Source organism: Acinetobacter sp. SFA, assembly GCF_001647535.1.
GTDB lineage: Bacteria > Pseudomonadota > Gammaproteobacteria > Pseudomonadales > Moraxellaceae > Acinetobacter > Acinetobacter pecorum.
Window position 1 is genome coordinate 128,504 of sequence record NZ_LSZI01000012.1, and the last position, 20,816, is coordinate 149,319.

Consider the following 20,816-nt stretch of genomic DNA (forward strand, 5'->3'; position numbering starts at 1 on the left):
TAGAAAGGAGGGCTTATTTTAAAATTTTACAACTTAGTGGCGGAAATGACGCATGCCAGTGAACACCATTGCAATACCAGCCTCGTCAGCTGCTGCAATCGTTTCTTCGTCACGCATAGAACCACCCGGTTGGATAATGCACTTGATACCTGCTTTTGCAGCGTTATCAATACCATCACGGAATGGGAAGAATGCATCAGATGCCATTACTGCACCTTCAACCACTAAACCTGCATGCTCAGCTTTGATCGCAGCAATACGTGCAGAGTTAACACGGCTCATTTGACCTGCGCCGACACCAATCGTTTGGCGGTTTTTCGCATAAACAATCGCATTAGATTTCACGTATTTCGCCACTTTCCAAGCGAAGATCATGTCGTCAATTTCTTGCTCAGTTGGTGCGCGTTTTGTCACAACTTTAAGGTCATCTTTAGTGATCATACCCAAGTCTTGATCTTGAACTAACAAACCGCCGTTTACGCGTTTGTAGTCAAGTTGAGATTGACGCGCATCGATTGCTGGAAGTTCACCACATACTAGGACACGAACGTTTTTCTTCGCGCCAGTTACTTCAAGAACGCCTTCAGCAATGCTTGGCGCAATGATCACTTCAACGAATTGACGGTCAACAATTGCTTGTGCAGTTGCAACGTCTAATTCACGGTTGAATGCAATGATGCCGCCGAATGCAGATTCTGGATCAGTTGCATAAGCAAGATCGTAAGCTGCTTTGATACCGTCTAGAGACACTGCAACACCACATGGGTTAGCGTGTTTAACGATCACACAAGCAGGTTTTGCAAATGATTTAACACATTCAAGTGCAGCATCAGTGTCCGCAATGTTGTTATAAGATAATTCTTTACCTTGTAACTGTTTTGCAGTTGATACAGATGCTTCAGTCGCAGCAGGATCTACATAGAATGCAGCAGATTGATGCGGGTTTTCACCGTAACGTAAATCTTGAGCTTTATTTAACTGTGTGTTGAAGGTACGCGGGAATTTATCCGCTTGACCTTCTTCTTTACCTACGCGAGCGCCTAAGTAAGATGCAATCATGCCGTCATATTGTGCAGTATGTTCAAATGCTTTCACTGCCAGGTCAAAACGGGTTGCATAAGATAAAGCACCTTCTGCTTTAAGCTCAGCCACAACTGTTGCATAGTCAGATGCATTTACCACAATACCTACAGAAGCATGGTTTTTCGCAGCAGCGCGAACCATAGTAGGACCACCGATGTCGATGTTTTCAATCGCATCAGCAAGTGAACAGTTTGGTTTTGCTACCGTTGCAGCAAATGGATAGAGGTTAACAACAACAAGATCGATCGCATCGATATTGTGTTCAGCCATCACAGCTTCGTCTAGACCACGACGAGCCAGGATGCCACCATGAATTTTCGGATGTAGCGTTTTAACACGGCCGTCCATCATCTCTGGGAAACCAGTGTGCTCCGAAACTTCAACTACAGCGACATTATTGTCTTTCAACAATTTGTAGGTACCACCTGTAGATAAAATTTCTACCCCTAGAGCAGCAAGTTCTTGTGCAAATTCAACAATACCAGTCTTGTCAGACACAGAGATTAAAGCGCGTTTAATAGTCATGATCTTCGTCACAGTTTTCAAGGAACAGATTAAATCTAAATAGCTAATTTACAGTCAAAAAAAATGCCTGCGGAAGCCGCAAGCATTTTATCATTTATTCACTCATTAAACCGTGAGCTTTTAACTTTTTACGTAAAGTACCACGGTTGAGTCCGAGAATCTCGGCAGCACGTGTTTGGTTACCACGTGTATATTCTAGAACTACAGATAGAAGAGGTTTCTCCATTTCTGCCAGCACCATGTCGTATACCTGAGATGGTTGCTCGCCTTGTAGTTGCGCAAAATAATGGCGAACTGCGCGATCTACGTGGATACGTAAAGCAACATCAGATTGTGCAGTAAAAATAGGAGATTTGCTATTCATGCGAATTAATCCGAAAAACAAATATCACTTGGGTAAAGTGATATAAAAAGTGGTCTAGAAATTGAAATGAACTCCGCTTTAGATCCTAAAACCGGAGTTCTAAAACTTAATCATTGCATTGAGCCAATAGCTTGACACATCTCAACGTTTTGGTCGAAAAATAAGCGTAACAATAGTTAAAGTTTTGTTACAGACCAAAATCAAAACAAAAAAATCTGCACGATACGCAATAAATTTTATAGCGCATTAGGCAAGACTGTATTTGTTGTGAAAAAGTCGCGAGGAGTTGCAGCACATAGCTTTCGTGGCGCGTATCATACCATTGTCTAAGCAAAAGTGAGCAAGAAAACTGCATTTTTTTAATTTTTTTTTAACTTTTTAATACTTTCTCGGCAGATTAAGGGCGAATTATTTCCAAAGTATAACGATCAAAGCTTTTGCGATCGACTGGAAGCTGAAATTTGAATTTAAACGGGCTATTTTTCGGGATGCGTTTGATATTAACCAGACTTTCAACCAGATATTCTTCTGAAGATAAATTGTAAGTTGCAATAACTTCACCGCGGCGTTCCAGATTAATTCTTAAAATCGGTAAGGCCAGGCTACGGTCATGGAAATTGATCAGCTCACCGCTCAGTTCAGTTTGATTTTTAGCAGTGGCTTTAAGTTTGACTTTATTGGTCTGAATCAGCGTGTAGTATTCTTCCAGATTGGAACAATTAAACACGTCACATGTACTATTAAAAACCAGACTCATAACATGGCTGTTTTTAATATATTGCGGATTGAACCAGAAAAATTGAAATAGTAGCAGGCTAAACAGTAAAAGATTGATCAAGCTCCAACTTATATAGTATAGAGGCCCGTGCTTGGTTTGTTTGTTTGGCTGATCTTCCCAGATCATACTTGGCAGTGCCGAAATCGGCTCGGTACTAAAATAATTCAGATTATTTAAATAAGTTTGCAGGTCAATATTGGAATGTTCAACTTTCTGATCAAAGATCTGTAGCAGGCTATGACGATTATGTTGCTGCTCAGGATGGTAATCACCTGAGCTGTTTTCAATGTCAGTTTTGCCAGCTTCGTTCGAGTTTGGTTGAGATTGAGCAGTTGAGGTAGTGACCGAATTCCGGGCTTCGGTCACCAAATGCGATAAGGCATTAAAAGAAGTTGTACATTTTGGACAGCAAACCATACCCTGCGCAACGGTAAGTTGAGCAACTGTGACCTTGTAAATAGTGGAACAGGTAGGGCAATAGGTTCTTTTGTCACTCATGGATTATTTATAGGCTCATTCATTCTTATGGCGTTTACCCGAGATGCGGCACCAGTGCTCGTCTCGTTTTTCTACCTCTAATATATCAAAATAATTTGAGTAAATGCTAGTAACATCAGCCACTTGCTCTTCAATCACTCCTGCAAGTGCGAACTGTCCCTCAGATTTGATTAAAGTTGCGAACTCAGGAGCCAACATCATTAGTGGTGCTGCCAGAATATTGGCAACAAATACGTCAGCTTTGGTAGTACCGATTTCTTCTCTAAATTCTTCTGGCAAACCAACATAAAGTTTATCCAGAACGCCATTCAGCTCAGCATTTTGCTGGGTGGCCAGTACCGCTTGTGGGTCGATATCAGTAGCATATGCTTTTTTTGCACCTAATAGCAGTGCAGCTACCGCGAGAATACCTGAGCCACAACCGTAATCGATGACGATTTTATCTTTTACATCAATTTTGCCTAACCATTGTAAGCATAAAAAAGTTGATGCATGGTTACCTGTTCCGAAAGCCAGACCCGGATCAAGCTTGATGTTTACCGCATCCGCTTCAGGTGCCTCCATCCACTCTGGCACGATCCAGTATTTTTCAGCAATCTGAATGGGTTCATAAGCATCCATCCAGGTGCGTTCCCATGCCTGATCTTCAATTAACTCATGATGGATCGGCGCATCTGGCAATTGTGTACGGATAAAAGTTTCCAGTGCAGCAACATCAATTTCTTCGCCGTCTTCCTGTGCATAAATACCGGTTACAATCACTTTATTCCAAAGTGGTGTTTCACCTGGAAGGGGTTCCAGCAAATCCTGGTTTTCAGCATCATCCAACGTTACACTCACTGCACCCAGGGAGCTGAGTAATGTCTCAGTAAAATCAACCTGAGCCTGTTCAACCGTAATATGAATTTGTAACCACTTCACAGAAATAACCTTTATACATTTTTTAAAAAAGCTATTGTAGCGGAAGTTCGGAATCAACGCTGCTATCTTCTTGCTCCTGACCTAAAATAAAAAAGGATGCCTGACGCATCCTTTTAAAGGTTCCAGACCTGCTTTAATCCAGGGTGGTAACTGGTTTTTGTGCAGGAAGTGGGGCAAGCCGATTTAACAAGCTGCCAAAAATTGCAGCGAAGATATACATAAAAATAGAATAAACCGCAGCCGGCATTGCTACAGCGGCACTGCCAATCACTGTCAGAGCAATCGTCATGGCAAGGGTGCTGTTATGGATACCAATTTCAAATGCACTGGCACGGGCTTGTGCACTGTTAATATTGAGCAATCGCGGGATGAGATAACCAATTCCAAGGCTCAGTATGCAGAACAACGCAGTTGCCAAGCCAACCTGGGTCAGGTATTCACCGATATTGCTGCGCTCTTTGATGAGTGTGGCAATAATAATCAAGACTAAAAAGCTGATGGAAAATATGCGCAGTGGGCGGTTCAGTTTTGCGGTCACGCCTGGGGCATAATGTCGAATCAGCATGCCAATTCCCACCGGAATCAGGATGATCGCAAAGACTTGCAGAATCTTGCCGAATTGCAGGCCAACCTGCTGACTATCCTGCAGGAAATGCATGATCGAAAAATTAATAATTAGAGGCAGGGTAATGGCTGCAATGACCGAATTGATAGCAGTCAGAGTAATATTAAGAGCTAAGTCACCTTTAAACAGGTAACTAAACAGGTTAGCGGTCGCACCTCCAGGAGAAGCTGCCAATAGCATGAGTCCAACCGAAAGCAGTGGCGGTAAAGCGAACAGCTTGCAGAGCAAAAATGCAATTCCTACCAGAACGACCAGTTGGCAGAAAAGAGCGATAAATACCGCTTTGGGATGACGCGTTACACGACTAAAGTCCCGAGGCGTCAGTTCAAGGCCAAGCCCCATCATGATGATTGCAAGTGCCAGCGGTAGTAATATAGTTATAAGGCCAGAATCCATCTGTATGCTCCTTGTCGATTTTTTTAATATTGTTGATTTTCTTTGGAAAAGAATACCGTGCTAACTAAACATTAATCAATAAGCTTATAAATCTGATAAACGAGTTTTTTTGTTGTAAACCACTTGTTGGCGGCTCAACAGCACACCGAAAATAGCTGCGAAACTATACATGAAAATCGTATAGATCCCTGCCGGAATGGCCATAGTGACATTATTCAGCACCGAAATCGCAATTGTCAGGGCAATCGCTGTATTATGAATGCCGATTTCAAAGGTACAGGCGCGCGCCATTTTCTCTGGAATGCCCATCAATAAAGGAATGCAATATCCTATAAACAGGCTGGAAAAACATAGAATTGCAGCTGCCGCCCCAATATTGGCAAAGTATTCCACCAAATTAAAACGTTCTCTGAAAATGGCGAAGATTACCAGTATTGCTAAAAAACTGATGGAGACTAGGCGCATGCGCTTGCTGACGGTAATGGATAGATTCGGAAATTTGTCTCGGAGTAGCATTCCGATAATGACCGGAATTAAGGTAATTAAAAAAACCAGAACAATCTTTTCGACTGGAAAAGCCACATTGGAATCATGACTCAAGAAATAATGTAATGACAGGTTGATAATAAAAGGTAAAGTAAAAATAGAAATGAGGGTATTAATAGCTGTAAGGGTAATATTAAGTGCAACATCACCTTTATATAGATAGCTGAACAAGTTCGCTGTCGGTCCACCAGGTGAGCCAGCCAGAATCATCAGGCCTACCGCAAGTAAAGGCGGTAAATCCAGAATCAGACAAATAAAAAAAGTAAGGCTAGGTATTAGTATTAACTGCGCAAATAAAGTAATAAAAATAACTTTAGGATAGCGGCTTAATCGCAAAAAATCTTTGAGGGTTAGCTCTAGCCCTAGTCCCATCATCATGATTGCCAATGTAATTGGCAAAAAAATGCTAAAAAACCCCGAATCCATGTATTTGCCTTTTTATTATACATTTATAGATATATTTCGAGTTTAGCTTAGATGAATAAATAAGCAATAAAAACGAGCAAAATGCAGTCACTTTGCCCGTCATAACTTTTTCTTGTAATGCAGCCAGTTTATGGATAGGACTGCTTACATATTACATGCCGGGCTGTGTTTGAGAACCCTGTTGCATTGGTTGAGTATTGTTTTGTTGTTGCATACGCTGATTTTGCATTTGTGACTGATTCTGCATCATTTGTGATACAGGAGGGTGCGGTGGAGTAAAGCCTAAAGCACACTTACCGCTCATTTGTGTACCATTAATGGTCGCTGTGGCTGTGCCACTTGTGCTTGTACATGCAGTATAAAGTTCAGGCTCGTCACCTATGATAGAACTAGGATTACCGGCAGGGAAGAAACGTGGTTCACAGGTGCCATTAAAGAGAACCCCGCGTGTACTGTAACTGACTTGAGCACCTTGGGTTTTGCCTTTACAAACCTGTTGGTACTTTTGAGCATTATAACTGGTCGCAATTTTATCATTTGCGATAGCAGCAAATGGAGCAAGACATAAGCCACATAAAACAGTTGAGAGCAAAATATTCTTATTCATCTTCTATACCTTTGTTTGTAATGTCATCAATGTATAGATTAAAAAATATGCGAAATTAAACAATGTAAATCGAGTAAATTTCTTGGCTTATATGTTTAATTTATATAGTTACTCTGCAAAGTTAAATTACATTGCATTATCCAATTGCTATATAAAGGTTGTTATATCAAGATAAAATCGATTGAATTCGTCTACTTTAGAATGAAATTTGCTATAATGCCCAGCTATTCTTTTTATCTCTCAATTTACCACTATGCACTATCCTAAAGTATACGATGTTATTGTTATCGGTGGCGGTCACGCCGGTACGGAAGCGGCCTTAGCTGCGGCGCGTATGGGCCGACAGACTTTACTCTTAACTCACAACATTGAGACTTTAGGGCAGATGAGCTGTAACCCGGCCATCGGGGGTATTGGTAAATCGCATTTAGTACGTGAAATTGATGCCTTGGGCGGCGCTATGGCGCTGGCTGCCGATAAAGGCGGTATTCAATTCCGTATTTTAAATTCACGTAAAGGTGCAGCGGTTCGTGCCACTCGCGCGCAGGCTGACCGTGTGCGATATAAAGCCGCTATTCGCGAAACATTAGAAAACCAAGCGAACTTAGATATTTTCCAGCAAGCAGCAGATGACCTGATTCTTGAAGGCGATACTGTTAAAGGTGTTGTAACCCAAATGGGTATTCGCTTTGATGCGAAAACCGTTGTGCTCACCGCAGGGACCTTTTTGGGCGGCGTAATTCACGTGGGGTTGGAAAAATCCAGTGGTGGTCGTGCCGGTGATCCACCGTCTATTTCACTTGCCCATCGTTTACGTGAGCTGCAACTGCCGGTAGGTCGTTTAAAAACAGGTACACCACCACGGATTGATGCGCGTTCGGTTGATTTCTCTGTGATGACGCCACAGCCGGGTGATTTCCCGTCTCCGACCATGTCATTCATGGGGGATGCATCAATGCACCCTGAGCAGGTAAATTGCTATATTACGCATACCAATGAGCGCACGCATGAAATCATTCGTGGCGGTTTAGACCGTTCACCGATGTATACCGGGGTGATTGAAGGGGTGGGGCCACGTTACTGTCCGTCGATTGAAGATAAGATTCACCGTTTCGCCGATAAAGACTCGCATCAGGTTTTCCTAGAGCCTGAAGGTCTGGATACACACGAGCTTTATCCGAACGGTATTTCAACATCATTACCATTTGACGTTCAGTTTGAACTGGTACGTTCTATCCGTGGTATGGAGAATGCGCATATTCTTCGTCCGGGTTATGCGATTGAGTACGATTATTTCAACCCGCAAGCGTTGAAGTTCACGCTTGAAACCAAAGCGATCAATAACCTGTATTTTGCTGGCCAAATCAACGGTACCACCGGTTATGAAGAGGCAGGTGCGCAAGGTTTGCTGGCAGGCTTGAACGCTGCACGCCGTGCGTGGGATCAGGAGCAATGGACACCAAAACGTGATGAAGCGTATATGGGTGTACTTGTGGATGACCTGATCACATTAGGTACCAAAGAACCGTACCGCATGTTTACCTCGCGTGCGGAATACCGTTTGATGCTGCGTGAAGACAATGCAGACCAGCGCTTAACGCCAATCGGACGTGAAATGGGTCTGGTGGATGACGAACGTTGGGCTGCATACTGCGAGAAAATGGAAGCAGTAGAAAAAGAAACAGGTCGTTTGCAGCATCTGTGGGCGGCGCCAAACAATCCAATGGGTAAAAAATTCGTTGAGATGACCGGTGCAGACCTGTCTAAAGAGTGTTCGGCAATTGATTTGTTGAAACGTCCTAATATTTCATTTGCTCAAATTGCAGAATTGACCAATTCTGAAGTCTCACCATTTGTCGGTGAACAAATTGAAATTGCAGTGAAATATGCGGGTTATATTAACCGTCAGCATGAAGACGTGGCACAAATGAAACGTCTGGAAGAAACCCGTATTCCTGCTGATTTTAACTATGACATCGTGTCGGGTTTGTCTCGTGAAATTACTCTGAAGCTGAAAGATGTTCGTCCTGAGACTTTAGCGCAAGCAAGCCGTATTCCAGGTGTAACCCCAGCAGCAGTACAACTGGTGATGATCACGATTCGTAAGAATGTCCAAGCGAAAAAATCTGCTTAAGATTTTGAGCTAGAAAAGCCCGCATCTCGCGGGTTTTTTATTGGCTGGTGGTTTTGTATAAGTTTTGACTATCGTGAGATTAGAAATACCTACTATGAAGTCAAGTTATTGAAAAATATATTCAATTGAAATTATTAAGATGTAATAAGTCTGGATACTTAATCTTTTAGGTCTAATTTTGACACTATTTATTGCCGATGAGAGTACTTAAACCCGACTATTGTCGTGCTATTTCTCAATCAGCATTAAGTTGAGAATAGGGTAACGGATCGCCAGGTGATGAAGCGATTTGTAGATTATTGATGGAGATCAATCATGGCACAGCCATACAGCGGAAAAACCCAAAAAATCTTAACCATATTCTTATGTTTTTGGGTCGCATTTTTTGAAGGTTTTGACCTTCAAGCTCCCGGGGTTGCAGCGAAAGGAATTGCAGCAAGCTTTGGTTTAGGTCAGGTTCAAATGGGTTATGTGTTTAGCCTAGGCGTCTTCGGAATGCTGTTCGGCGCATTCTTTGGTGGACGTATCGCCGATTATTTAGGGCAAAAAAAAGTCCTGATGCTCTCTGTGACTATTTTTGGTCTGTTCATGTCGCTGACTGCGATTGCGCCAAGTATCGAAGTTTTATATGCAGCGCGTTTCTTTACCGGGCTGGGTTTAGGTGCCGCAATGCCGACCATGATTTCAGTCGTCGGTGATGAAGCAACGGAAGCCAACCGTGGCAAGTTAAATAGTTTGATGTATTGTGGTTTGCCGGTAGGTGCGATCTTTGTTGCCGGTCTGGCCATGCTGCTTCCGGATATTCAATGGCAAACCTTATTCCTGATTGGGGGATTAACGCCTTTGGTATTGATTCCATTGATGGCGTTTATTCTTAAAGATAAGCCTAAAATGAATGCGGAAGTGCCGGTTTCTGGCGAAGCTGTACCGGGAATGGCTGAAGTTTTGTTCAAGCAGCGACAGTATAGAAATACATTACCTCTTTGGGTTGGTTTCTTTTTTACCCTCATGATCAATTATATTTTGATCAGCTGGTTGCCTAATTTACTTATGGAACAAGGTTTGCAGAAGCAGCAGGCATTTTTGGTAATGTTAATGTTCCAGGTAGGGGCAGTGATTGGAACCTTGAGCCTAGGTTATTTACTGGACCGTTTAAAGCTTTGGCAAATGGCAGTCATTATTTATAGTGGTTTGTTTGTGGCGCTAGTATTACTTTTTACCACCACTTCTATTCCACTTTTGATTTTTGCGGGAATTATGGGAGGTATTTTCTCTACAGGTGGCCAATCTATTCTCTATGGGATCTCACCGATTTTTTATTCGGACTTGGGTAAGGTGACCGGTGTGGGGAGTGCAATCTCGCTAGGACGTTTAGGGGCGATGACCGGGCCGTTATTAACCGGAAAAATTCTGGCATTGGGTTTGGGAACTACAGGTATTCTTATGGCAAGTTTACCGGCAGTGGTGGTCTCGGCAGTCGCAGTCACAGCATTATCACGTTATAAGGCTGCGCATACCTAATTGGGCCTTGGGAGCAGAGCTATCAATATTAAAAAAGGGAGTCTGAAGATTCCCTTTTTTATCAACTGGATTTTTAATTAAGTAAAGGTAATCCATAAAATTTGCTAAAATAGACAAATAGCAAACAGATTGACTTTCATATGGCATATCAAATTATTCCGCTTTCGATTCAGGCCACCGATAATATTGCCTGCCCACATTGCCACCAAGCCATCATTAACTGGCAGGAAGAGCAATATATCCAACCTTGTGAACATACCTTGTTTATTGCCATGGATATTGGCTTTGAATATATCACTGATGAATTCGAGCAAACCATGCAAAAAACAGTGGATGAATTGCATGCCAATGACGATGTGGTAAATATGTTTGAGGAAATTAGCCTAAGTACATATCCAAACTATTTGATTTTAAAATCTGATTTGGGCGCAGCAGGGTATTCACGTTATATTGGTTTAACTGTCTAACTTTTTACTGGTAGTAATAAAAAAGCACCCGCGGGTGCTTTTTTATTTTCAGGCCTGGCTTTCGATTTCTTCTACTTCGTCATCATCAGCACTGTCCATGCCCAGTTCTTTAAGTTTGCGGGTCAAGGTGTTACGCCCCCAGCCCAGAAGTTCAGCAGCATGACGCTTACGGCCGCGTGTTTGTTGCAGGGCTGCATTAATTAGAGTGCGCTCAAACATGGGTGTCGCTGCATCCAGTAATTTCATCTCGCCATTTTTCAGCTTCTGGATTGCCCATTGACCTAGTAACTCATCCCAGTGATGCGGTGCAATCTGGTTCAGGTTTGGAATCGGAGCACCAGGATCCTGTTGCTGGATCGGGATCTGTTTTAGTTCAGGCGGCAGGTCTTCAGGATAAACTTCACGACCTGTAATCATTACGGTTAGCCAGCGACAAGTATTTTCCAGCTGACGAACATTACCTTGCCAAGGCAGCTTTTGCATGTATTCCTGGGTTTCAGGACGCAATATTTTAGGATTTACACCGAGTTCTTTACCTGCACGTGCTAGGAAGTGTTGTGCCAGCATTGGAATATCTTCACTGCGGTGTGCCAGTTTTGGGATATGAATCCGGATCACATTCAGGCGATGATACAAGTCCTCCCGGAAACGGCCATCATGAACCAGTTTTTCCAGATCCTGATGCGTCGCTGCCACGATACGCACATCGACCTTAACCGGAATATGACCGCCAACACGGTAGAACTCACCATCTGCGAGTACACGTAGTAAACGGGTCTGGGTCTCAAATGGCATATCGCCAATTTCATCTAAAAATAGCGTTCCGCCATTGGCCTGTTCAAAACGACCCTGACGTTGGGTGTTGGCACCGGTAAATGCCCCTTTTTCATGGCCGAACAGTTCGGTTTCGATCAGGTCTTTTGGAATGGCTGCCATATTGAGCGCAATAAAAGGTTTGGCACTACGTGGTGAGTGACGATGAAGGGCATGCGCCACCAACTCTTTACCTGTACCCGACTCACCATTAATCAATACGGTAATATGCGATTGAGACAAACGGCCAATGGCTCGGAACACTTCCTGCATGGCAGGTGATTCACCAATAATCTCTGTAGATTGAATCGGCGGGGCAGTCTTTGCTGACTCCTGCTGCTGCAGCTTGGTGATATGTAAAATTGCACGATTTACCAGCGCCAGCGCTTCATCAATATCAAAAGGCTTAGGTAAATATTCAAAAGCACCGGTTTGATAACTTGATACAGCAGATTCCAGGTCTGAATGTGCTGTCATAATAATGACAGGCAGGTCCGGATAACTGTGTTTAACCTTGCCTAGGAAGGTAAGTCCATCAATACCCGGCATGCGGATATCGGTCAGAATTACATCGGGTGCTTCAATACTCAATTGATCCAGAGCAGATTGTGCTTCTTCAAAACTGGTCACATCAAGCCCTTCTTCTTTAAAGGTCTTTTCCAGTACCCAGCGCATGGCGCGATCATCATCAATCACCCATATTTTATTTCGCGACATGATTTGACTCCCAAGGTAAATATAAGCTAAAGACAGTTTTTCCAGCCACAGACTGACACTCGATCATGCCGTTGTGCTGATGAATAATATTTTGAGCAATACTGAGGCCCAGACCGGTTCCTTTGGCTCGGCTGGTGACCAGTGGATAAAACACCGATTCGATAATATCTTCCGGAACTCCCGGACCATTGTCTTCAATATCAATCCGTACCACAGAACGGTGAATCACCCCGTTAATGGTAAAGAGACGCTGAATCCGGGTTCTTAAAATCAGTTCCGGTTGATGTTGGATAAAGAATTCCTTGTTTTCGGTCATGGCCTGTACAGCATTGGCACAAATATTCAAAATGACTTGAATCAGTTGGTCTCGGTCTGCCAGAACTTCAGGTAATGACAGGTCGTAATCCCGGGTAATTTTGATTTTCTTTTTGGTCTGGTTGGCAATCAGGGAGCGTACCCGTTCCAGTGGTTCATGTATATTGACCAGTTCATAGCTTGGAAGCTGGCGTGAGCCAAGCATGGTGTCGGCCAGATTTCTGAGTCGATCCACTTCACTAATGATAATGTCGGTAAATTCTTTATATTGTGGATCATTCAGGCTGCGTGCCAGCAATTGGGTCGCCCCGCGAATGCCACCGAGTGGATTCTTGATTTCATGCGCGACACCGCGAATCAGCTGGCGCGCGACCTGGTGCTGTTGTACCAGATTTTCTTCACGCGAGATTTTGAGCATGCGATCGCGAGGATTGAGTTCGATGAGTAACAGCGGATGATAAGGTTTGCCAAGGTTTAGCTGAGAAACGGTGTAATCGACATGAATGTCTTTGAAGTTGACCAGAATAGTGGCTTCACGACGCGTATAGGGCTGTCCCGTACTTAAGGTATTATTCAGGGCTTCTTCGGTATTAAACTCATCTGTCGGGTTTTGCAAAATATTCAGCACAGATGTGCCACTCGCCCGAAATAAGCTCACATCAAATAGGGCTTCGCAGGCAGAGTTCAGATAATAAATATTTAGATCGCGGTCTATCAATAAGATACATGTGGTCATATTGTCCACTAAAACACGATAGTCGATCGGAATAAGTTGATCCATTCGCGGGTTTGTTCCTGTATTAAAATGGCGCAATGGCATCTTCATCAAGCAATTTAATCAATTTTAAGTTCTGATTTGATGCAAGATGCACGCCAACTTTTATGAATAGAGTTTATTTTTTGCTGGAAAACGCAGAAATGTGGCAGAGCAACATGGTTCATCTTAGATATAACGGATTAATTTGAGGCTGTAAATCTAAAATGATTCATTTTGGTGCATTGCTGCGTATCTTGAATATTTTATGGCTATATTTTAGTGCGTGATGCAAAGAGTCGGGTTTTCAACTATTTTTATGATGCGAAAAGACATACAATACGCGCATTCTAGTAGAGCGAAAATTCATGAAGTCCCCCAAAGTCGGTTTTGTATCTTTAGGTTGTCCTAAGGCATTGGTAGATTCTGAACGTATTTTAACCCAGTTAAAGACTGAAGGTTATGACGTCGCTTCGGATTATGACGGTGCTGATTTAGTTGTAGTAAATACCTGTGGTTTCATTGAATCTGCAGTGCAAGAATCGCTAGATGCGATTGGTGAGGCGATGAGCGCGAATGGTCGCGTGATCGTAACAGGTTGTCTAGGTAAAGACGAAGACAAGATTCGCCAGATGCATCCGAATGTCCTAAAAGTGACAGGTGCAGCGGCATATAAAGAAGTTATGGATGCAGTTCATCAATACGTGCCTGAGCCGCCAAAACACAATCCATTTATTGATCTGGTTCCAGAGCAAGGCATCCGCCTGACCCCAAAACACTATGCTTATCTGAAAATATCTGAAGGCTGTAACCACCGTTGTACCTTCTGTATTATTCCAAGCATGCGTGGCGATTTAGTCTCACGTCCAGTCGGTTCTGTGCTTGAAGAAGCTGCAGCGCTGAAACGTGCCGGTGTAAAAGAAGTACTTGTCATCTCCCAGGATACTTCTGCTTATGGCCTAGACACCAAATACAAGCTGGATTTCTGGAATGGTCAGCCAGTTAAAACCAAATTCTACGATATGTGTGAAGCATTAGGGCAGTTGGGAATCTGGGTGCGTTTGCACTATGTTTACCCATATCCGCATGTGGATGCTGTAATTGACCTGATGGCACAAGGCAAAATCCTACCTTATCTGGATATCCCATTCCAGCATGCAAGTCCAAAAATTCTCAAACTGATGAAACGGCCTGCGCACAGTGAAAATACCCTGGAGCGTTTGAAAATCTGGCGCGAGAAATGTCCTGATCTGGTGCTCCGTTCAACATTTGTGGTGGGTTTCCCGGGTGAAACCGAAGAAGACTTCCAGATGTTACTGGACTGGCTGAAAGAAGCTCAGCTGGACCGTGTGGGATGTTTCACCTATTCGCCAGTTGAAGGTGCGACAGCAAATGATTTGCCAGATCACGTTCCTGAAGAAATTAAACAAGAACGCTATGAGCGTTTCATGCAAGTTCAGCAGGAAATCTCGGCAGCCAAACTCCAACAACGTATCGGTCAGATCATGACTGTGCTGGTAGATGACCTGGAAGATGAGTTCCCGGTAGCGGTTGCACGTTCGTATGCAGATGCACCTGAAATTGATGGCAATGTTTTTGTTGAAGATATCGATAAAAGTGTCATTAAGGCAGGGGATTTGCTTGAAGTTGAGATTACGGATGCAGATGAATACGATCTGTATGCAAAACTCATTTCAGTCAAGTCAGCTTAAGATTTTGAATTAAAAAAATTTAAATTGAATACTTTGGAGTTTGATGATGTTGGATTCTAAAAAGCCACGCTTTGGTCGCATCCTGTTAAAGCTTTCTGGTGAAGCGCTGGCAGGCAATAAAGACATGGGGATCGACGCACAGGTGCTCGATCAGATGTCACTTTCTATTGCGCACCTTGTGGGTTTAGGCGTACAAGTAGGTATTGTTGTTGGTGGTGGTAACCTGTATCGCGGTAGCCAGCTACAAAAAGATGGCCTGGTGGGTCGTGTAACTGGCGACCAGATGGGTATGCTGGCTACAGTCATGAACGGTTTGGCACTGCGTGATGCTTTGGTGCGCCGTAATATTAAAACCCGTTTAATGTCTGCTTTGCCAATTGGTGCTGTAGTTGAGTCTTACTCAAGCCGTGATGCAATCCGTCACCTGACTCAGGGTGAAGTATGTGTATTTGTGGCAGGTACAGGTAATCCGTTCTTTACGACAGACACTGCTGCCTGTTTACGCGGTATCGAAATCGAATCAGATTTGATCTTGAAAGCGACCAAGGTAGATGGCGTATATAACAAAGATCCAAGCAAGTACGAAGATGCAGTGAAATATGACACTTTGACTTTTGACCAGGTTCTGGACGAAAAGCTGGGTGTGATGGATTTAACAGCGATCTGCTTGTGTCGCGACCACAATGTACCACTACAAGTATTTGATATGAATAAATCTGGTGCATTGCTTTCCGTCGTTATGGGCGAAAAAGAAGGAACTCACGTTACCAATTAATGACGTGAGCACCAAAGCACTTTATACTACACGCTAATTTAGTAATAACCTCTTTTAAAGAATTAAGTAAGGAAGATCATATGATTAACGATCTTAAAAAAGACGCAGAAGAGCGTATGAACAAGTCACTTGAATCGTTGGAACACGGTTTTGCTAAAGTTCGTACCGGACGTGCGCATCCCTCGATTCTAAACGGTGTCATGGTTCCTTACTATGGCTCTGATGTGCCATTGAACCAGGTTGCAAACGTAGGTGTTGAAGATTCACGTACTTTGCTGGTTCAGCCATTTGAACGTTCAATGGTGGCGGCAATTGACAAGGCGATCCGTGAATCTGATCTGGGTCTGAACCCGATTACTGCGGACGCGATCCGTGTGCCAATGGCAGCTCTGACTGAAGAAACCCGTCGTGACATGCAGAAAGTTGCACGAAACGAGGCTGAAAATGCCAAAGTTGCCATCCGTAACATCCGTCGTGATGTATTAGGCGATATCAAAGCATTGTTGAAAGAAAAAGAAATTTCTGAAGATGATGAACGCCGTGCTTCTGACGACATTCAGAAAATTACAGACAAATTTGTTGCTGAAGTAGACAAACGCTTGGCTGCGAAAGAAGCTGAATTGATGAAGGTCTAATTCATCGATGACCGCTGCTGAAGAAAATTCCTGTCTTCCAAAACATGTTGCCATCATTATGGATGGCAACAATCGTTTTGCCAAAAAAAATCAAATGCAAAAAGGTGATGGGCACCGTGAAGGAAAAACGGTTCTGGATCCTATTGTCGAACATTGCAGAAAAAGAAATATCCAGGCTTTAACTGTCTTTGCATTTTCCAGTGAAAACTGGAACCGTCCCCAATATGAAGTAGACCTGCTCATGAAGCTGTTGGAAGACACCATTCATGAACAGTTGCCACGTATGGAAAAATTTAACATTTCCTTGCGATTTATTGGTGATCGGTCGCGTTTATCTCCTGAACTGCGGGCACTGATGTTGCAAGCAGAACAAAGGACTGCTAATTTCGATAGTATGACGCTCACCATTGCAATCAGCTATGGTGGAATGTGGGACATGGCACAAGCTGCGAAGCAGATTGCTGCGGATGTTTTAACAAATAAATTAGATCTTGAAGCAATTGATACTGATATGTTTGGTCAATATGTCAGTCTGAGTGACTTGCCGCCTGTTGATCTGCTGATTCGTACTGGTGGAGATTTCCGCTTGTCCAATTTCCTGCTCTGGCAGGCAGCATATGCAGAGCTGTATTTTACTGAGACCTTATGGCCAGAATTTACCATAGAAGAGTTTGACGATGCACTTGCTGTGTTTGGTGGTCGCGAACGTCGTTTTGGTAAAACATCAGAGCAGATTCATCAAGAAAGACTTGAGAATTAATAAATGTTTGAGCGGATTATAACCGCATTGGTACTGGTAGCAGTTGTACTTAGTTGCATGTTTGCTACCGAATCACATTATCCAATGTTCGCATTGATGGTTGTGGCTGCCGGGGTGGCAGGCTATGAGTGGTTTAAACTCATGCCTCGAAAATTTAAACATGTCGTCAAACCTGTTGCTTGGGGATATGGAGTGCTCACTGCAGCACTCTCCGCTTTGGCATTGTATTTTGCCGAGGTCGCCTTATTGTTATGGGTAGCTTCTATTGTTACCTGGTTACTCAGTATTTACTGGGTAAAAACCTACCCTGAATATGATGGCTGGTACAATAACAGTCTGCATGGCATCGGGGTGGTGTTAATTTCCGCTGCGGTTACTGCAATTTTCTCGGTCTGGCAAAGTTCACCTTGGTGGTTGATGTACCTGTTTTTACTGGTATGGGGCGCAGACAGCGGTGCGTATTTTGTAGGTCGTAAATTCGGCAAGAAAAAACTGGCGCCAGATGTCAGTCCTAACAAGTCTATAGAAGGACTTTATGGCGGTATTGTTACTTCAATGCTGATCGTGACTGCAGTTGCTTTGCTTTATCTGGATATGACTTGGCCAGAACTGATTTTATTCCTTATTTTGTCAGTGGTTACAGTATTTAGTTCGGTGCTGGGAGACCTGTTTGAATCCATGATCAAACGTCGTGCCGGTATTAAGGATTCAGGTCGAATTTTGCCAGGGCATGGCGGAGTACTGGATCGTATTGATTCTTTGCTTGCTGCAGCTCCAATCTTTGCAGCAGGTATGGCTGTTTTAAAACTTATTGGTGTAGATTTATAAATGTCACAAGCAGTTTGTATACTGGGTGCTACAGGTTCCATCGGTCAAAGTACTTTAAAAATCTTACAGCGACACCCTGAAGCATACTCGGTTTTTGCTGTGACCGCGCAAAGTCGTATTAATGAGCTGGTCGAAATTTGCCGTCAATACCATCCTAAAGTGGTGGTGGTGCCAGCTGATAAAGTAGATGAACTCTCAAAACGACTCCAGCAACACCATTTATCCGATATTGAAATTCTGCATGATGAAGCCGGTTTAATTGCAGTGGCTGAACATACTGATGTCGATATTGTGATGGCAGCCATTGTTGGTGCAGCAGGCTTGTTACCAACCTTGGCTGCGGTGAAAGCAGGTAAGCGCGTACTGCTGGCCAATAAAGAAGCCTTGGTCATGTCGGGTGACATCATGATGCAGGCGGTGCGCGATCATGGTGCTTTATTGCTTCCTGTTGATTCTGAACACAATGCAATTTTTCAGTGTCTGCCCCAGCATTATTTTGAAGCAGAGCGTCACGGTAAACCAAAACTGGGTGTATCCCAGATTTTGCTGACCGCATCAGGTGGTCCATTTCTAAACCACAGCATGCAGCAACTTGAGGTAGTTACACCTGCCCAAGCCTGCAAGCATCCCAACTGGTCTATGGGTCAAAAAATTTCAGTCGATTCTGCTACCTTGATGAATAAAGGTTTGGAATTGATCGAAGCCTGCCATTTGTTTGCAGTTCAAGAACAATTTGTTACAGTTGTTGTGCATCCACAGAGTATTATTCACTCAATGGTTCAATATGTAGATGGTTCGACTTTGGCACAAATGGGTAATCCGGATATGGGCACGCCTATTGCACATGCTTTGGCATGGCCTGAGCGTATCAGTACGCATGTGGCACCGCTGGATCTGTTTATGCATTCACAACTCAATTTTCAAGAACCGGATGTGCTCCGTTTCCCTGCATTAAAACTGGCACGTCAGGCCATGCAGAGTGGCGGAATTGCACCTACGATTTTAAATGCGGCCAATGAAATTGCAGTTGCTGCATTTTTAAATCAACAGATCAGATTTACTCAAATTCCTCAAGTGGTTGAGCATGTTCTGAATCAGATGAACAATCAGCCCGCACATGATCTGGAGGCTATCTTGCAAGCAGATCACATAGCACGAGGTTTATCACAGCAGTATGTTGTGAATAAAGGAAGTTAAAACATGAGCGCCTTGTTTATTATTGCAGCCGCAATCCTGTTACTCGGTCCCTTAATTGCGATTCATGAGTTTGGTCACTATATTGTAGCGCGTAAACTGGGCGTTAAAGTTCTGGTCTATTCCATTGGTTTTGGACCGACCTTATTAAAATGGACCTCGAAAAAATCTGGAATTCAGTACCAATTGTCTGCCTTGCCTTTGGGCGGGTACGTCAAAATGCTGGATGAGCGAGAAGGCAATGTCGCTGAAGAAGATTTACCGAAAGCCTTCAATCGGCAGCATCCGTGGAAGCGGATTGCCATTGTGGCCGCGGGTCCGTTGATCAACCTGATTTTTGCAGTCCTTCTGTTTTGGGTGCTGTTTTTACCGGCACAAGAACAACTCAATACCCGGGTAGGCAAAGTTCTTCCAAATACTCCTGCTGCGACCGTACAGATGCAGCCAGGTGACAAGATTGTAGCTGTGGATGGCACTCAGGTAGAAACCTGGGAAAAACTCAATTATGCCTTGGTAGATCGTGTTGGTGAAACTGGCGTGGTTTCTATACAGGTGGACCGTGCGGGTGAGAACAAACAGTTCCAGTTGCCGATTCAGGAATTCCTCAAAGATCAAAGCCAGTCACCACTCGATAGTCTGGGCTTCTTGCCATATCGTCCACAGATTCCGGCAGTCATCTCCAAACTCAGCGATGATGGAGCAGCCATACGTCAAGGCTTGAAAGAGGGTGACAAGATTCTGGCAATTGATGGTGTGCAGATGAAAGACTGGTTTGATGTCGTACAGGTGGTGCAGGCATCTCCAGAAAAGTTGCTTAAAATTGATGTACTACGTGGAAATCAGGTGGTTCAGCTTGAGGTCATGCCGCAAGGCAAACGTGACAATATGGGGAATGTGACCGGTATGCTGGGCGTGCAAAGTGACCCGGGTAAAATTAACATTCCTGCAGAATATAAGCAGACCATCCATTATACGCCAGGTGAAGCGCTGGTCATGGCATTTGATAAAACAGCACATTTATCTTCAATGATTCTGAACTCGATTGTCAAAATGGTGCGTGGCCTGATTGGTCTGGATAATTTATCAGGACCAATTACCATTGCCAAAGTGGCCGGGCAGAGCGCAGAAATGGGTTGGGAAACTTTTATTTCCTTTATGGCTCTAATGAGTGTAAGTTTAGGAATATTAAACCTATTGCCTATTCCAATGCTTGATGGTGGACATCTGGTTTACTATTTTGTTGAATTAATTCGTGGTAAACCTGTTTCCGAACAAATACAATTGGTTGGACTAAAAATTGGTATGGTACTGCTCGGCAGTATGATGCTTCTGGCATTATTTAATGATTTTATGCGTTTATAACAACGTAGATGGAATAAATTAACAGCGGAAAAGACTGGCATGCAGCACACACATTTATTT

Annotated in this window: 19 protein-coding genes; 10 read left to right on the forward strand and 9 right to left on the reverse strand. The window is 43.5% G+C overall.

Annotation, left to right across the window (positions count from 1 at the left end; genetic code table 11):
• Nucleotides 1-33 precede the first annotated feature (33 nt).
• The 7 genes from purH to AY607_RS05765 all read right to left on the reverse strand — a co-directional run bounded on the left by purH (nt 34) and on the right by AY607_RS05765 (nt 6,769).
• Nucleotides 34-1,608, reverse strand: coding sequence for a bifunctional phosphoribosylaminoimidazolecarboxamide formyltransferase/IMP cyclohydrolase (gene purH, locus AY607_RS05735; protein ID WP_064095987.1), 1,575 nt, complete (start codon nt 1,606-1,608; stop codon nt 34-36).
• Between the two features lie 94 nt (nt 1,609-1,702).
• The gene (fis, locus tag AY607_RS05740; protein WP_001086304.1) at nt 1,703-1,972 is read right to left on the reverse strand and encodes a DNA-binding transcriptional regulator Fis; all 270 of its coding nucleotides are present in this window, start codon (nt 1,970-1,972) and stop codon (nt 1,703-1,705) included.
• A gap of 397 nt (nt 1,973-2,369) precedes the next feature.
• On the reverse strand, nt 2,370-3,248 hold the full coding sequence (locus AY607_RS05745; RefSeq protein WP_064102033.1) for a DUF3426 domain-containing protein: 879 nt from the start codon (nt 3,246-3,248) through the stop codon (nt 2,370-2,372).
• 15 nt (nt 3,249-3,263) lie between these two features.
• Nucleotides 3,264-4,169 (reverse strand): 50S ribosomal protein L11 methyltransferase, encoded by a 906-nt coding sequence (prmA, locus tag AY607_RS05750; RefSeq protein ID WP_064102034.1) that lies wholly within the window; start codon nt 4,167-4,169, stop codon nt 3,264-3,266.
• Nucleotides 4,170-4,302: 133 nt separating this feature from the next.
• Nucleotides 4,303-5,190 carry a bile acid:sodium symporter family protein gene (locus AY607_RS05755; RefSeq protein ID WP_064102035.1) on the reverse strand — a complete coding sequence of 296 codons (888 nt, stop codon included), beginning with the start codon at nt 5,188-5,190 and terminating at the stop codon, nt 4,303-4,305.
• A gap of 84 nt (nt 5,191-5,274) precedes the next feature.
• Nucleotides 5,275-6,162, reverse strand: a complete 888-nt coding sequence (locus AY607_RS05760; RefSeq protein WP_064102036.1) for a bile acid:sodium symporter family protein — start codon at nt 6,160-6,162, stop codon at nt 5,275-5,277.
• Between the two features lie 151 nt (nt 6,163-6,313).
• Nucleotides 6,314-6,769 (reverse strand): hypothetical protein, encoded by a 456-nt coding sequence (locus AY607_RS05765; protein ID WP_064102037.1) that lies wholly within the window; start codon nt 6,767-6,769, stop codon nt 6,314-6,316.
• Between the two features lie 253 nt (nt 6,770-7,022).
• Between AY607_RS05765 and mnmG the strand changes: the two genes are divergently transcribed.
• From mnmG to AY607_RS05780, 3 genes are all read left to right on the forward strand, one after another.
• Entirely contained in the window at nt 7,023-8,903 is a 1,881-nt protein-coding gene (gene mnmG, locus AY607_RS05770) for a tRNA uridine-5-carboxymethylaminomethyl(34) synthesis enzyme MnmG (RefSeq protein ID WP_064095993.1), read from the forward strand.
• Between the two features lie 315 nt (nt 8,904-9,218).
• Nucleotides 9,219-10,424, forward strand: coding sequence for a 3-(3-hydroxy-phenyl)propionate transporter MhpT (gene mhpT, locus AY607_RS05775; RefSeq protein ID WP_064095994.1), 1,206 nt, complete (start codon nt 9,219-9,221; stop codon nt 10,422-10,424).
• A gap of 140 nt (nt 10,425-10,564) precedes the next feature.
• Nucleotides 10,565-10,891 (forward strand): hypothetical protein, encoded by a 327-nt coding sequence (locus AY607_RS05780; protein ID WP_064102038.1) that lies wholly within the window; start codon nt 10,565-10,567, stop codon nt 10,889-10,891.
• A gap of 48 nt (nt 10,892-10,939) precedes the next feature.
• Here AY607_RS05780 and glnG read toward each other — a convergent pair whose 3' ends face one another.
• Both glnG and glnL read right to left on the reverse strand, forming a co-directional pair.
• A complete protein-coding gene (glnG, locus tag AY607_RS05785; protein WP_064102039.1) occupies nt 10,940-12,421 on the reverse strand; it encodes a nitrogen regulation protein NR(I) in 1,482 nt (493 codons plus the stop codon).
• Nucleotides 12,408-13,517 carry a nitrogen regulation protein NR(II) gene (gene glnL / locus AY607_RS05790; RefSeq protein ID WP_064102040.1) on the reverse strand — a complete coding sequence of 370 codons (1,110 nt, stop codon included), beginning with the start codon at nt 13,515-13,517 and terminating at the stop codon, nt 12,408-12,410. The genes glnG and glnL overlap by 14 nt, the downstream gene beginning before the upstream one ends.
• 341 nt (nt 13,518-13,858) lie before the next feature.
• On the opposite strand from glnL, the gene rimO reads away from it, so the two are divergent.
• The 7 genes from rimO (at nt 13,859) to rseP (ending at nt 20,756) form a co-directional block, all read left to right on the forward strand.
• On the forward strand, nt 13,859-15,202 hold the full coding sequence (gene rimO, locus AY607_RS05795; RefSeq protein WP_064095998.1) for a 30S ribosomal protein S12 methylthiotransferase RimO: 1,344 nt from the start codon (nt 13,859-13,861) through the stop codon (nt 15,200-15,202).
• 46 nt (nt 15,203-15,248) lie between these two features.
• Complete coding sequence (gene pyrH, locus AY607_RS05800) at nt 15,249-15,977, forward strand: UMP kinase (protein WP_004786170.1); 729 nt, start codon at nt 15,249-15,251, stop codon at nt 15,975-15,977.
• An 80-nt stretch (nt 15,978-16,057) separates the two neighbouring features.
• On the forward strand, nt 16,058-16,612 hold the full coding sequence (frr, locus tag AY607_RS05805; protein ID WP_064102041.1) for a ribosome recycling factor: 555 nt from the start codon (nt 16,058-16,060) through the stop codon (nt 16,610-16,612).
• 7 nt (nt 16,613-16,619) lie between these two features.
• Nucleotides 16,620-17,372, forward strand: coding sequence for a polyprenyl diphosphate synthase (gene uppS, locus AY607_RS05810; RefSeq protein ID WP_064096000.1), 753 nt, complete (start codon nt 16,620-16,622; stop codon nt 17,370-17,372).
• A gap of 3 nt (nt 17,373-17,375) precedes the next feature.
• A complete protein-coding gene (locus AY607_RS05815; RefSeq protein WP_064096001.1) occupies nt 17,376-18,200 on the forward strand; it encodes a phosphatidate cytidylyltransferase in 825 nt (274 codons plus the stop codon).
• Nucleotides 18,201-19,397 carry a 1-deoxy-D-xylulose-5-phosphate reductoisomerase gene (ispC, locus tag AY607_RS05820; RefSeq protein ID WP_064102042.1) on the forward strand — a complete coding sequence of 399 codons (1,197 nt, stop codon included), beginning with the start codon at nt 18,201-18,203 and terminating at the stop codon, nt 19,395-19,397.
• A 3-nt stretch (nt 19,398-19,400) separates the two neighbouring features.
• Nucleotides 19,401-20,756, forward strand: coding sequence for an RIP metalloprotease RseP (gene rseP / locus AY607_RS05825; protein WP_064096003.1), 1,356 nt, complete (start codon nt 19,401-19,403; stop codon nt 20,754-20,756).
• Nucleotides 20,757-20,816: the final 60 nt, after the last annotated feature.